10 protein-coding genes are annotated in these 14,058 nt (G+C 74.6%); 4 read left to right on the top strand and 6 right to left on the bottom strand.

Translation table 11 applies throughout. The features are described 5' to 3' along the window. Window positions 1-77 precede the first annotated feature (77 nt). Together CLV92_RS14030 and CLV92_RS14025 are read right to left on the bottom strand one after the other, a co-directional pair. On the bottom strand, window positions 78-1,763 hold the full coding sequence (locus CLV92_RS14030; protein WP_104433635.1) for a histidine kinase N-terminal 7TM domain-containing protein: 1,686 nt from the start codon (window positions 1,761-1,763) through the stop codon (window positions 78-80). A gap of 119 nt (window positions 1,764-1,882) precedes the next feature. Continuing rightward, window positions 1,883-3,541 carry a diguanylate cyclase gene (locus CLV92_RS14025; protein WP_158257247.1) on the bottom strand — a complete coding sequence of 553 codons (1,659 nt, stop codon included), beginning with the start codon at window positions 3,539-3,541 and terminating at the stop codon, window positions 1,883-1,885. A gap of 185 nt (window positions 3,542-3,726) precedes the next feature. Here CLV92_RS14025 and CLV92_RS14020 point away from each other — a divergent pair, with 185 nt between their 5' ends. Further along, the gene (locus tag CLV92_RS14020) at window positions 3,727-6,096 is read left to right on the top strand and encodes a glycoside hydrolase family 9 protein (protein WP_104433631.1); all 2,370 of its coding nucleotides are present in this window, start codon (window positions 3,727-3,729) and stop codon (window positions 6,094-6,096) included. Window positions 6,097-6,220: 124 nt separating this feature from the next. Further along, window positions 6,221-7,363 carry a GNAT family N-acetyltransferase gene (locus CLV92_RS14015; protein ID WP_104433629.1) on the top strand — a complete coding sequence of 381 codons (1,143 nt, stop codon included), beginning with the start codon at window positions 6,221-6,223 and terminating at the stop codon, window positions 7,361-7,363. A 66-nt stretch (window positions 7,364-7,429) separates the two neighbouring features. Here the strand turns inward: CLV92_RS14015 and CLV92_RS14010 are convergent, their stop codons facing one another. Both CLV92_RS14010 and CLV92_RS14005 read right to left on the bottom strand, forming a co-directional pair. Continuing rightward, window positions 7,430-8,041 carry a hypothetical protein gene (locus tag CLV92_RS14010; RefSeq protein ID WP_104433627.1) on the bottom strand — a complete coding sequence of 204 codons (612 nt, stop codon included), beginning with the start codon at window positions 8,039-8,041 and terminating at the stop codon, window positions 7,430-7,432. A 121-nt stretch (window positions 8,042-8,162) separates the two neighbouring features. Further along, window positions 8,163-8,363 (bottom strand): hypothetical protein, encoded by a 201-nt coding sequence (locus CLV92_RS14005; RefSeq protein WP_104433625.1) that lies wholly within the window; start codon window positions 8,361-8,363, stop codon window positions 8,163-8,165. A gap of 174 nt (window positions 8,364-8,537) precedes the next feature. Here CLV92_RS14005 and treS point away from each other — a divergent pair, with 174 nt between their 5' ends. Continuing rightward, window positions 8,538-10,820: a maltose alpha-D-glucosyltransferase gene (gene treS / locus CLV92_RS14000; protein WP_104433623.1), complete on the top strand. Its 2,283-nt coding sequence runs from the start codon at window positions 8,538-8,540 to the stop codon at window positions 10,818-10,820. A gap of 102 nt (window positions 10,821-10,922) precedes the next feature. Here the strand turns inward: treS and CLV92_RS13995 are convergent, their stop codons facing one another. Beyond that, window positions 10,923-12,359, bottom strand: a complete 1,437-nt coding sequence (locus CLV92_RS13995; protein ID WP_146099545.1) for a GGDEF domain-containing protein — start codon at window positions 12,357-12,359, stop codon at window positions 10,923-10,925. Window positions 12,360-12,403: 44 nt separating this feature from the next. Further along, complete coding sequence (locus CLV92_RS13990; protein ID WP_104433852.1) at window positions 12,404-13,345, bottom strand: LysR family transcriptional regulator ArgP; 942 nt, start codon at window positions 13,343-13,345, stop codon at window positions 12,404-12,406. A gap of 71 nt (window positions 13,346-13,416) precedes the next feature. Here CLV92_RS13990 and CLV92_RS13985 point away from each other — a divergent pair, with 71 nt between their 5' ends. Continuing rightward, on the top strand, window positions 13,417-14,040 hold the full coding sequence (locus CLV92_RS13985) for a LysE/ArgO family amino acid transporter (RefSeq protein WP_104433619.1): 624 nt from the start codon (window positions 13,417-13,419) through the stop codon (window positions 14,038-14,040). Window positions 14,041-14,058 lie beyond the last annotated feature (18 nt).

Genomic DNA, 14,058 nt, shown 5'->3' with positions numbered 1-14,058 from the left:
GCCGGCCACCTCGTCTGGCACATCGGCACCGGGGGCCCGGGCCTGTAGCAGGGTCACACGGGTTGCGCCCGTGCGCCTCAGGCGATGGCGGGCTGCTGCGCGCGGGAGCGGGGGCCGGCGGTGACGACGCGGTCGCGGCCGCCGGCCTTGGCCTCGTAGAGGGCTGCGTCGGCGGCGGCCAGCAGCTCCTCGACGCGCACCACGGCGCCGCCGTCGGCGGTGACCAGGCCGATGCTCATGGTGGTGGAGACCTTGGTCCCGGCGGCGCCGTCGACCTCGACGAGGGCGCAGCGTGCGCGCCACTCCTCCGCCCGCTCCCTGGCCTCCGCGGCGCCGACGCCGGGCAGAACGATGACGAACTCCTCCCCGCCGTAGCGGGCCAGCAGCTCGCGCGGGCGCACGCCGGGCGACAGGGCCTGTGCCATCCGGATGAGCACGGCGTCGCCGACGGCGTGGCCGTGGGTGTCGTTGACGCCCTTGAACCGGTCCACGTCCATCATCAGCAGGCTCACCGGATCCCCCGCGGCGAGGCGCTCGGGCACCTCGCGCTGGAGGACGTCGACGAGCTTGCGGCGGTTGAACAGGCCGGTCAGCGGGTCGCGGGTGGCCTGCTCGGCCAGCTCCCGACGCAACCGCTCCACCAGTTCCAGCTGCTGGTGCAGCGCTCCGTTCGCGGCGACGGCCTCGGCCCGCTGCCGCTCCAGCTCCGCCTGCTGGTGCTCCATCGCGCGGCGCAGCCGCAGCGACTCGGTGACGTCGCGGGCGACGAGCACCCAGCCGATGCAGATCCCCCGGGCGTCGGTGAGGGGGGCGGTGCGCACGTCGACGTCGACCTCCGCGGCGGCCAGCCGCAGCACGCGCTGCCCGCGCCCGGCCTCGTCCAGCGGCAGGCGCAGCTCCGCCACCGGCTCGGGCAGCTCCTCCCCCACGAGCTGTCGCGGGGCGTCGGGCACGGCCCGGCGCAGGAGGGCCTCGGCGGCGGGGTTGAGCTGGACGATGCGGTGGCGGCGGTCCACGACGAGGACGGCGTCGTCGATGGTCTCCACGACGTGGCCGAAGGCGACGGGCAGCACGTCGGGGAGGGCGGAGCGCTGCAGCGCCCACCAGAAGGCGCCTGCGGTGGCGAGGAAGAAGATCGACGTCAGGTCGACGCTGCGCCCGTGCGGCATGATCCAGACGCTGAGGACGTTGCCGACGGCGGGGAAGAGGCCGCCGAGGACCGGCCAGACGAACCGGCGGCGGTGCACGGGGGATGCCCGCCAGGCCCCGCGCAGCAGCAGGAACGCGGCGGCTCCCAGCAGGGCGTAGCTGTAGTAGGTGTGGATCCAGAACAGCGGTCCGGGGATCGAGCGCAGTCCCGCCGGCTCGCCGACCAGCTGGTAGCCGTCGCGGAACAGGTGGTGCCAGGGGTTGGTGGCGACCGAGACCACGATGAAGACGGGCTCGACGAACAGCCACCAGTACCGGCGCGGGCTCCACGTCCACCGGCGGTCCGCCATGGCCTGGGCGTGGCAGAAGATCCCGGCCACCGCCGCGCAGACGCCGGGGTAGATCCCGTCGAGGAAGAACGCCTGCATCCGCAGGGTCGTGCCGCTCATCCCGATGGCGGTCGTGCCGGACCACTGCGCCAGGCCCAGCATGGTCACCACGAGGGCCGCGATGGCCGGGGTCTCCTGCCGGCGCCGCCAGACCATGCGGGCGGCGAGGAGGGAGGCGATCGCGGCGGCGACGAAGGGCAGGGCCAGCGGCTGCCACTGCAGCATCGCGCACCACCTTCCCACCGTCGCGCCCCGCCGGGCGGGGTCCTCGCTGGGTCATCGACGGGCGGGGGGCCGTGCTGTAGTCCGTGACGCCCCGTCGGGCGATCGCCGGGGAGGCGTCGTCAGGCCCCGGCCGGCTGCACCGCGGCGGGCTGCAGGCGGCCGGTGACGACGCGGTCGCGGCCGCTCGCCTTGGCCTCGTAGAGGGCGGCGTCGGCGGTGGCGAGGAGGTGCTCGACCTCCACCGGCGAACCCGCGGTGGCGGTCACCAGGCCGATGCTCATGGTGGTGGAGACCTTGGTCCCGGCGGCGCCGTCGACCTCGACGAGGGCGCACCGCGCGCGCCACTCCTCCGCCCGCTCCCTGGCCTCCGCGGCGCCGACGCCGGGCAGGACGATGACGAACTCCTCCCCGCCGTAGCGGGCCAGCAGCTCGCGCGGGCAGATGCCGACGCTCAGGGCGCGGCCCATCCCGATGAGGACGGCGTCGCCGACGGCGTGGCCGTGGTTGTCGTTGACGCCCTTGAACTTGTCGACGTCCATCATCAGCAGGCTCACCGGATCCCCCGCGGCGAGGCGCTCGGGCACCTCGCGGTGGAGCATCTCGACGAGCTTGCGGCGGTTGAACAGGCCGGTGAGGGGGTCCCGGACGGCCTGCTCGGCCAGCTCCGCGCGCAGCCGCTCCACGAGGTCGAGCTGCTCGCGCAGGGCCTCGTTGGCGGCGAGCACCTCCTGCTGCTGGCGCAGGGCGGCGGTGACGTCGCGGGCGACGAGGACCCAGCCGATGCAGGTGCCCCGGTTGTCCGTCAGCGGGGAGGTGTGCACGTCGAGGACGACGCCGTCGTCGGGCAGGTCGAGGGTCCGCTCCTGCGGGGCGGAGGGGTCGAACTCGAAGCCGAGGGGCCCCGTGAGCTCCTGCAGGACGGTGCCCTCCAGCCGCGCCGGGACCGCCTGCGGCCCGCTGCGCCGCCGGGCCGTGCGGCGGAGGAAGGCGTCGGCGGCGGGGTTGGCCTCGAGGATGCGCCCGCGCCGGTCGACGACGGCCACGCAGTCGCCGATGGCGGCGACGACCTGCGGCAGCGCGATGGGCAGCACGTCGGGGGTGACGGAGCGGGTCAGCGCCCACAGGCAGATGAGGGCGGTGATGAGGAAGAGGATGGGTGCGGGGTCCACGGGCAGATCCGGTAGGACGAAGATGTTCAGGACGTTTCCCGCGATGGGGACCAGGCCGCCGATGACGGGCCAGACGAAGCGGGCGCGGTGGGCGCGGGAGACGCGCAGGGCGCCCCGCAGCAGGAGCAGGAGGGCGCAGGCCAGCAGCGCGTAGCTGTAGAGCGTGTGCACCCAGAAGAGGACCTCGGGGTCGTACCGGAGCTTGGGCGGGTCGCCCTCGAGGCGGCGGTTGCTGGAGACCAGGTTGTGCCAGCGGTTCGTCGCCAGGAGGGCGAAGAGGACGACGAACGCGATGGCGAGGAGGCCGTCGCGGTTCCACCGCCAGGTCCAGCGCCGGTCGCACATGGCGCGGGCGAGGCAGAAGAAGCCGAGGACGACGGCGCAGATGCCGGGGTAGGCGACGACGCCCATGAGGATCTGCGCCTCGATCGAGGCGAGGCTGAGGCCGAGGGCCTTGGCGCCGGACCACAGGCAGGTGCCGAGCATCACGACCGAGAGCGCCGCCACGGCGGAGGTCTCGTGGCGCCGTCGCCAGGTGGCCTGCGCGGCGAGGAGCGAGGCCAGGGACGCGGCCGCGAGGAGCAGCGCCCAGGGTTGCCAGAGGAACACGGGTCGTCCCTCCGTCCTGGGTGGTTCGCGGTCCTCACAGGACATCGGCCGCGGCGGCGCGCTCCTGTAGCGGGAGGGGTGCCGGCGGGCGTCGATCGGTGAACGCTCACATTGACAATCCCGCCACGGACGACGCACGCTTCCTCCCAGCGCTCGTGAGAGCGCTCTCAACGAGGAGGAACCACGTGCCGCTCAACCACCACCGGAAGCGCCGCGCCGGCGCCCTCACCGCGGCCACCGCTCTGCTCGTCCCCTCCGCCCTGGTCCTCGCGCCCACCCCGGCGCTCGCCGCGGACCAGATCACCAACGGGGACTTCAGCGATGGCACCGCGGGATGGACGATCTACCCGAACCCCTCCGTCCTCGACGGCGCGGGCTGCAACACCGTGCCGGCGGGCAGCGGCCCCTACAGCGCCGCGATCCAGCAGGACGTCCCCCTCGTCGCCGGCGAGGAGTACCGGCTGAGCTTCCGCGCCCGCAGCACCCCGCAGATCCAGGGCCCCGTCCGCGTCGTGGTCCAGGAGAACGGCGGCTCCTACGAGCAGTTCCTGCCCGCGGAGAAGCCCACGTTCACCGAGGCCTTCGGCGAGCACGAGTTCTTCTTCACGGCCTCGCGCTCCCTGACCGCCCAGCTCGCCATCCAGCAGGACATCACCAACCCCGTCGCCTACACGATCTGCGTCGACGACGTCGTCCTCGAGGGCGGGGCCGAGGCGCCGCAGTACCAGCCGGACACCGGCCCGCGCGTCCGCGTCAACCAGGAGACCTACCTCCCGCAGGGACCCAAGGGCGCCACGCTGGTCACCGACTCCACGTCCGCGCTGCCCTGGCAGCTGCGGGACGGCTCGGGAAGGGTCGTCGCCACCGGCACCACCACCCCGCGCGGCGTCGACCCCACCGCGGCGCTCAACGTCCACACCATCGACTTCGGCGGGCACCGGAGCGCCGGCACCGGCTTCACGCTCACCGCGGACGGGGAGACCAGCCACCCGTTCGACATCGGCGCCGCCGCCTACGAGCGCCTGCGCGACGACTCCAAGACGTTCTTCCACACCAACCGCAGCGGCATCGCGATCTCCGACGCCCTGGTCCCCGGCTACGGCCGCGAGGCCGGCCACGTCGGGGTCGCGCCCAACACCGGCGACACCGCCGTGCCCTGCCAGCGCCTCGACGACGACTCGCAGGAGCTGCTGGTCGGACAGGGTGACGAGCCCTGGACGTGCGACTACACCAGCGACGTCACCGGCGGCTGGTACGACGCCGGCGACCACGGCAAGTACGTCGTCAACGGCGGCATCGCCGTCGCGCAGCTGATGCAGGAGTACGAACGCAGCCTCACGGCCCCCACCGCCGACCGCGGCGCCCTGGGTGACGGCACCCTGCGCATCCCCGAGGCCGGCAACGGCGTGCCCGACCTGCTCGACGAGGCGCGCTGGGAGCTGGAGTGGTTCCTGAAGATGCAGGTCCAGCCGGGCCGGCCGCTGGAGGGCATGGTCTTCCACAAGGTCGCCGACGTGGACTGGACGGGCCTGCCGCTCGCCCCGGCCGACGACCCGCAGGAGCGCGTGCTCTACCGGCCCTCCACCGCCGCCACCCTGAACGTCGCCGCGACCGCCGCGCAGGGCGCCCGGCTGTTCGCGCCCTACGACGAGGAGTTCTCGCAGCGGTTGCTGGCGGCGGCGCGCACCGCCTACGCCGCGGCGCAGGCCAACCCCGCGCTCTACGCCCCGGCTCCCGACGGCGCCCTGGACCCCAACCCCGGCAGCGGCCCGTACAACGACCGCGACGTGTCCGACGAGTTCTACTGGGCCGCCGTCGAGCTGTACCTGACGACCGGTGAGCCGCAGTTCCGCAAGGACGTCCTCCGCTCCCCCGTGCACACCGCCGACGTGTTCGGGCCGGGCGGCTTCGACTGGGGCCACGTCGCGCCGCTGGCCCGGATGGACCTCGCCACCGTCCCGAGCCGCCTCAACACCGCCGAGCTGCGCCGGGCGCGGGCGTCGGTGCTGGCAGCCGCCGACCGCTACCTCGCGGACCAGGCCGCCCAGCCGTTCGGGCAGGCCTACGCCCCCGGGGACGGGAACTACGTCTGGGGCTCGAACGCCCAGGTCCTCAACAACATGCAGGTGCTGGGGACGGCCTTCGACCTCAGCGGTGAGACGCGCTACCGCGACGCGGTGGTCCGCTCGATGGACTACCTCCTGGGCCGCAACGCGCTGAACCTCTCGTACATCACCGGCTACGGCGACGTGGACGTGCGCAACCAGCACTCCCGGATGTACGCGAACCAGGTCGACCCCTCGCTGCCGAACCCGCCGGCCGGCACGGTCTCCGGCGGGCCGAACTCCACCGCGCTGGCCACCGGCGACCCGATCGCCCTGAAGCACCTGCAGGAGCAGTGCGCGACGGCGGCCCAGCTCTGCTTCATCGACGACATCGGCTCCTGGTCGACCAACGAGATCACGGTCAACTGGAACGCCCCGCTGTCCTGGGTGTCCTCGTTCCTGGCCGACCAGGACAACGGCGACGACAGGGGTTCCGCCCGGAAGCACTGACCCGCTCTCCCCGCACCGCGGGCCCTGCCCCTTCCCGGAGGAGCAGGGCCCGCGTCCGTGTGCGGCAGGGCCCGGCGGAAACCGCCTCGACCGCCCGCTCGCCGGTGCGCCAGGATCGACCGCCATGGGACGTCCGCACGCACTCCGCGCCCCGGCGCCTCCCCGGCTCACCGACGGGCAGGACCTGCTGCTGCGCCCGCACACCGCCGCGGACCTGGACGCGCTCGTCGCGCAGTGCCAGGACCCGGAGGAGCAGCGCTGGACCCGGGTCGCCGTCCCCTTCGGCGCGGCCGAGGCCGAGGAGCACCTCGCCCGGGCGGAGCAGGGGTGGGCCGACGGCACGCTGGTGTCCTTCGCGGTGGAGCACGACGGCCGCTACGTGGGCCGGGTGCACCTGCGCCCCGACGACAGCGGATGGGCGGAGCTCGGGTTCGCCACCAGCGCCGGGTTCCGCGGGCGGGGCCTGACCGTGCGAGCCGTGCGGGCGGCGCTGGGCTGGGGCTTCGACGAGCTCGGGCTGGAGGGGGTCCACTGGAGGGCCCGGCTGGGGAACTGGGCCTCGCGCCGGGTGGCGTGGGCCTGCGGCTTCCGGGTCGAGGGGGTCCTGCGCGGCGGATGCGTCCTGCGCGACGGCCGGCACGACGCGTGGGTGGGCTCCCTGCGCCGGGAGGACCCGAGGGAGCCGGCCTCGCCGTGGTTCGACGTGCCGGTCCTCGACGGGGACGGCGTGCGGCTGCGGCCGTGGCGGGCGGACGACGCCGAGCGCGTCGTCGAGGCGTGCGACGACCCCCGGACCCGGCGCTGGCTGCCGCACCTGCCGGCGCCGTACACCCGGGCGCACGCGGAGTGGTACCTCGACTTCCAGCAGGAGGAGGCCGCCGCGGGCGGGGGCGTCTACTGGTGCGTCGCGGACGGGGACGACCGCTGCGTGGCGTCGGTGAGCGTGATGATCGCCGGTCGTGGTGCCGGGGCGGGCGCCGCGGAGCTGGGCTGGTGGACCCACCCGGCGGCGCGGGGACGGGGGGTGATGACCCGCGCGGCGCGGCTGGCGGCGGGGCACGCCCTGGCCTCCAGGGAGGCCGGGGGTCTCGGCCTGCACCGCCTCCTCGTGCGGGTGGCGGAGGGCAACGCGGCCTCGCAGGCGGTGGCGGTGCGGCTCGGGGCGCGGGAGGTGGGACGGGACCGCGAGGCGGAGCTCCTGCGCGACGGCAGCCGGCAGGACCTCCTCCGCTACGACCTGCTGCGGGAGGAGCTCGACGGCGGGTGAACCCGGGGATCCGCTCGTCGACGGATGCGACCTCGTCGTGCCGCATCCGTCGACGGCGCGGGGCCGTCAGCCCGGCAGGAGCCGCCGCAGCGCGCCGCGGGCGGTGGTGCCCGCCCGGTAGGACTGCACGAGCGTGGAGTTCAGGGCGATGTTGGCGCCCGCGAACACGGGCACGAGGTACTGCGAGGCGCGTTGCCGCCGCTGCCAGACGGCCAGCTCCGCGGGCGTGCCGGCGGTGGGGATCGAGGCGTCCTTCACCTCGACGTCCCGCCCGCGGGCGTGCAGCTCCTCGGCGACCCTCCCCACCTTCATGCCGCTGTAGGCGGCGAAGGCCGTGGCGGCGGCGCCGGCGACGCTGACGGCCACCTTCGCGGCGCCGAGGCTGGGATAGCCCTGCTGCACGACGTAGCGACCGGCGCTGCCCGCCGTCAGCTTCGCCCCGGCGACGAAGACGGCCGTGATCCCGGCCCACTGCACCGGCGCGAACCGGCTCCACGCCGAGCTCGCCACCCTGATGCGGTCGATGCCCTGGGACAGGTCTGCGCCGGACTTGTTCACCCCCGCGATCCCCATCACCGCGCCGCCGAACCACAGCGCCGAGCCGAGGTCGTGCACCGTCTGCGCGAGCGCCTGCCGGTCCGAACCGACCCCGTCCGTGCCCCACCACTGCGAACCCATGCCGCCTCCGCTCCGTGCGCGGCCGGGCGGCCGCTCCTGCCGGGCACTACCCCGCGACGCCGCGCCGATGCGCGCCGCGGGGGCGGTGGGACGGCGGGGCGCTCCCGGGGGCGGGAGCGCCTCAGCCGCCCCGGCTCCGCAGGGCGCTGCAGCCGGGGGCGTGGTCCCCGGCTGCTCCCCCGTCCGGCTCGTCGGGGAGGCGCCCGCAGTCCGGGCAGACGCGCTCCAGCCAGCACACGGACTCACCGCCGAGGTCACCCCCGAGGTCACCGCCGAGGTCACCCCCGGGGTCACCGCCGAGGTCGTCGCCCGCACCGGTCATGCCGGCATCCTCCCGCGTCGGGACGGCCCGCACGAGACCCGCCGCCCGAGGGGCCGCGGGGGCAGCCCGGCCGGTTCCCCGATACCGTCCGGAGGTCCACTTCGAGGCGACCGATGGCCCCCGCACTGCTAGACCAGTGGGGGTGGACGTGCGAGGAACAGCGAGGATCCCCCTGTGAGCAACGAGGACGACGGCGGCACCGAGGTCGTCGAGCACGACGCACCGGAGATCACCTACGACGAGTCGCGCTACCCGCGGCGCCCGCAGCGTCTCCGCCCGCGCGCTCAGCTGAGGGGCGGCGGCGGCCGGCGGACCACGGACCCGCGCACCGCCGACGGGGGCAACCCCACCTACGTGCAGTGGCTGGTGGGGCAGTCGATGCTCGCCGACGCCGACGTCCTCAGCCGGCAGCTCTCCGGGCAGGCGAGCATGTGGCGCAACCCCTACGCCCGCCCCGACGCCCGCCGCGCCCTGTCCACGGCCTCCGTGTGGTTCACCGCCTACCCCATCTCGCTGATCACGAGGCCCGGTGAGTCCTTCCTGGGGGCCATCGGGGACGAGGACCTGTGGCAGGCGTTCCAGAACATCGGCATCGACGCCATCCACACCGGCCCCGTGAAGCTGGCCGGGGGCATCACCGGCTGGGAGCAGACGCCCAGCGTCGACGGGCACTTCGACCGCATCAGCACGCACATCGACCCCGCCTTCGGCACGGAGGACGAGTTCCGGCGGATGTGCGAGGTCGCCGACGCCCACGGCGGCAGCGTCATCGACGACATCGTCCCCGGCCACACCGGCAAGGGCGCGGACTTCCGCCTCGCGGAGATGGCGTACGAGGACTACCCCGGCATCTACCACATGGTGGAGATCCCGGAGGAGGACTGGCACCTGCTCCCCGAGGTGCCGGCGGGCCGTGACGCGGTCAACCTCGACGCCGCGACCGAGGCCGAGCTGGCCGAGCACGGCTACATCATCGGCGCCCTGCAGCGCGTCATCTTCTACGCGCCCGGCGTGAAGGAGACGAACTGGAGCGCCACCGGCCCGGTCCGGGGTGTCGACGGGAAGGTGCGCCGCTGGGTGTACCTGCACTACTTCAAGCAGGGCCAGCCCTCCATCAACTGGCTGGACCCGACGTTCGCCGGGATGCGGCTGGTGATCGGCGACGCCCTGCACTCCCTGGGCGACCTGGGCACGCACGCGCTGCGGCTGGACGCCAACGGGTTCCTCGGGGTGGAGAAGAGCGCCGAGGGCCTGCCCGCCTGGTCGGAGGGACACCCGCTGTCGCAGGCGGCGAACCACGTCATCGCCGGCATGGTGCGCAAGGTCGGCGGGTTCACCTTCCAGGAGCTGAACCTGACGATGGAGGACATCCGCGACACCGGCCGGGTGGGTGCGGACCTGTCCTACGACTTCGTGAACCGCCCCGCCTACCACCACGCCCTCGCCACGGGCGACACGGAGTTCCTCCGCCTGACCCTGCGCACGTCGCGGGAGACGGGCGTGGACCCGGTGACGCTGGTGCACGCGATGCAGAACCACGACGAGCTGACGTACGAGCTCGTGCACTGGGCGACCCTGCACAGCGAGGACACGTTCCGCTTCCGCGGCCGGGAGGTGCGGGGCGGCGCGCTGGCGGAGACGATCCGCGCGGACCTGCTCAAGCACCTCACCGGGGAGGCGGCCGACTACAACCTGGTCTTCACCACCAACGGGATCGCCTGCACCACGGCCTCCGTCATCGCCGCCACCCAGGGGCTGCGGACCCTGGACGAGATCGGCGAGGAGCACGTCGAGGGCATCCGCCGGGCGCACCTGCTGATGGCGATGTTCAACGCCTGGCAGCCCGGCGTGTTCGCCCTGTCCGGCTGGGACCTGGCGGGGGCGCTGCCCGTCCCCGCGGAGCAGGTGCGCGACCTCATCGAGAGCGGCGACACCCGCTGGGTCCACCGCGGCGCGCACGACCTCATGGACGTCGCGCCGGAGGCGACGGCCTCAGCGTCGGGCATGCCGCGCGGGCGGGTGCTGTACGGGTCGCTGCCGAAGCAGCTGGAGCAGGAGAACTCCTTCGCGTCGGGCCTGCGCTCGGTGCTCAAGACCCGCACGGAGCACCGGATCGCCTGCGCCACGCAGATCGACGTCCCCCCGGTCGCGCACCCGGGGATGCTCGTGATGGTGCACCGCCTCGACGAAGGCGACGCCGGCCGCGAGGACGCCCCGATCCAGGTGACGGTGCTGAACTTCACCGGGGAGACCATCGAGGGCACCGTGCACTCGGAGGCGTTCACCCCGCGGCTGGCGGTCGTGGACGCCAGCACGGGCGCGGAGATCGGCTGGGTGGACGACCTGCAGAGCTTCGGCGTGTGGCTGGGCCCGTACGCGGGGCTCTTCCTGATCCTGAAGGACACCGCCGCCGACGACGACACCGAGGACGTGCGCGAGCTCGCGATCTCCGAGTAGGCGCCCCGGGCGGGCGACGCTGCAGCAGGCACCACGGACGGCCGGGCCCTCGGGCGCGGCCGTCCGTCGTGCCCGGCCGGCACTCCAGCGGCACGACGGACGTCAGGCCACGACCCGGACCCTGGGGGTCGCGGCGGCCACGACGCGGTCCCGCCCCTCGCGCTTGGCGGCGTAGAGGGCCACGTCCGCGCGGCGCACGAGCGCGGCGAGGCTCTCGGTGCCGTCCCAGGCGGCGACGCCCGCCGAGAACGTCTGCCCCGCCGGGGTGGTGCCGCGCAGGCCCTGCAGGGCCCGCTCGACGTCGCCGAGGGTCCGCCCGACCGCCACGGCCTGGAACTCCTCCCCGCCGTAGCGGGAGAGCACGATGCCGCTGCCCTTCAGGCCGGACCTCCACGCGGCGGCCGCCCCCCGGAGCAGCTTGTCCCCGGCCTGGTGCCCGAAGGTGTCGTTGAAGCTCTTGAACCGGTCGAGGTCGATCATCGCGACCACCAGCGGCCGGCCCTCCTCCTGCGCGCGCTCCCGCATGCGCTCCAGCTCCGCGTCCGCGGTGCGCCGGTTCGGCAGGCCCGTCAGCGCGTCGGTGCGGGCCATCGCGGCGAGCGCGCCGGCCTGCTCCTGGACGCGGGTGAGGAGACCGTTCATGCGCAGGACGACGAGGCCGAAGAGCGCCACGGAGCTGACGACGACCGCCCACGCGTCGAGGGTTCCGCCGAGCGCGAGCTGCACCCCGAGGACGCCGGGGGCGACCATGCTGGCCGCGGTCAGCGCGAGCAGGCGGCGACGGGTGAACACGACCGCCGTCTCCGGCGCGGGTTCGGACAGCAGCCGCATGGAGGGGTGGAGGGCGGCGGCCCCCAGCACCAGGTAGGAGAGGGCGAAGAGCACCTCCGTCCAGCGGAACACCTCGGCCCCGTGCAGCTCCGAGACCTGGAAGCCCAGGTCGGCGGCGAGGAGCAGGGCGCCGGAGGCGGCGAGCATCCAGAACGAGGCGGTGCGGGCACCGGGCCCGGTGAGCAGCCGGACGAGCAGGCCCACGAGGAGGACGTCCATCAACGGGTAGGCGAGGGCGACCCCGCGCTCCAGCGCCGTCAGCTCCGAGTCCGCGGCCGTCGGGCGCACCACGAGCACCCAGGTGAGCAGGCCCAGGCTGATGGTGAAGATGCTCGAGTCGATGAGGCTCTCGCGGTCGCGTCCGGGTTGCCGGCCCCGCACGAGCAGCATGAAGGCCGCCGCCAGCACGGGGTAGGCGGCGAGGTACGCCACGTCCGCGGCCGACGGGAACGGCTCCTGCTCCAGGACCCGCACGTGGTAGCTGAAGATCGCGTCACCGGCGACCAGCAGGACCGTCCCGGCCGCCATCAGGTACCACGGCGCGGGCCGCACCGGCCGGTTGCGGCGCACCCCCACCAGGATCACGGCGACCACGGGGGCGGCGAGGCACAGGAAGAGCACGTCCCGGGCCGCACCTGCCGGCAGGAGGGCGTAGGTGAGCGCCGCGACGGCTGCCGCCGACGCGTAGGCCACCCACCACCGGTCCACCACGTCCCTCCGTCGGCGTCCGCGCGGGCGACCTTGAGCACCGGTCACTCGGACGGCGCAGCGCGGGCACCGGACTGGATCAGCCGCTGCCGGGCCGCCTCGCCCACGGCCGCCGCCACCCGGTCCAGCGACTGCGAGCGCAGCTTCCACTGCTGCCAGTGCAGGACGACGTCCACGCCGCCGCGCGGGTCGACGTCGACGAGTTCGCCGTCCCGTTCGTGCGGGGCGCTCTGCAGGTCGGGCAGCATCCCCCAGCCCATGCCCAGGCGCACCGCCGTGAGGAACCCCTCCGAGGACGGCACCAGGTGCACGGGCGGCTCCACGGGCGCGTCCGGGGAGGGGCGGTCGGCGCGACGGCGCAGGAACCCGTGCTGGAGGTCGTCGTGGCGGTCGAAGACCACGACGGGTGCCTCCGCCAGCGCCTGCGGCGTCGCCCCGCCGGAGAACCAGCGGGCCGCGAACCCCGGTGCCGCCATCGGCCGGTAGCGCATGGCCCCCAGCCGCACGGAGCGGCAGCCGGGGACGGGCTCGGCCTCCGCGGTGACGGCGGCCATCACCGAGCCCTCCCGCAGCAGCACGGTCGTGCGGTCCTGGTCCTCCCGGTGCAGGTGCAGGTCCAGGTCCGCCGCGAGCGGCGCCAGGGCGGGCAGGATCCAGGTGGCGAGGGAGTCGGCGCTGACGGCGACCGGCACGGACGGCCGCTGCCGCGGGGCCTCGCCGTCGCCGGGTCCGCTGCCCAGCTCCCGGGCGGCCTCGGCCGCGAGCAGCGCCACCTGCCGCGCGAGGCGCAGCACGACGCGGCCGGAGTCGGTGACCTGCACCGGCCTGGTGCGGACCAGCAGGACGCGCCCGGTGGCGATCTCGAGCGCGCGGATCCGCTGGCTGATGGCGGAGGGGGTGACGTGCAGGGCCCGCGCCGCCGCTTCGAAGGTGCCCTGGGACACCGCCACGTCGAGCGCGCGGAGCTGGCCGGGGTCGAGGTCCACGAACAGCAACGCTAATGGTCGGGAAGGAACATGAGCTGGAGTGAGGATGGGACGGCGCCTAGCGTCGAGGGGTGCTCCTCTCCGCGGCGCTGCTCGCCACCCTCTCCGGCCTCGGCCTCGGGCTGTCCCTGATCGTCGCGATCGGCGCGCAGAACGCCTTCGTGCTGCGCCAGGGCCTGCGCGGCGAGCACCTGCCGGCGGTGGTGGCGCTGTGCGCGGTCTCCGACGCGGTCCTCATCGCCGCGGGTGTCGGCGGTGCGGGGGCGGTGCTGGAGCGGGTCCCGTGGCTGCTGCCGGTCATCCGCTACGGCGGCGCGGCGTTCCTGGTCTGGTACGCCGTGCTGGCCGCCCGCCGCGCGCTGCGCCCGGCCGCGCTGGACGCCGGTGACACGGGTGCGCGGGTGCCGCTGTCCTCCGCGGTGGGCACCTGCCTGCTGCTGACGTGGCTGAACCCGCACGTCTACCTCGACACCGTCGTCCTGCTCGGCTCGATCGCCCAGACGCACGGGGAGCAGCGGTGGTGGTTCGCGGCGGGGGCGGCGGTGGGCAGCGTCGTGTGGTTCTCCGCGCTCGGCTACGGCGCGCGGCTGCTGCGGCCGGTGTTCGCGCGGCCGTCGGCGTGGCGGGTCCTGGACGGCTCCATCGCGGTGGTGATGACGGGACTGGCGGCGTCGCTGGTGCTGGCCCCCGCCTGAACTCCCGAGCTGGCCCCA

It is taken from the genome of Kineococcus xinjiangensis (genome assembly GCF_002934625.1).
GTDB classification, from domain to species: Bacteria; Actinomycetota; Actinomycetes; order Actinomycetales; family Kineococcaceae; genus Kineococcus_A; species Kineococcus_A xinjiangensis.
This window is presented reverse-complemented; position numbering and strand designations above follow the sequence as displayed.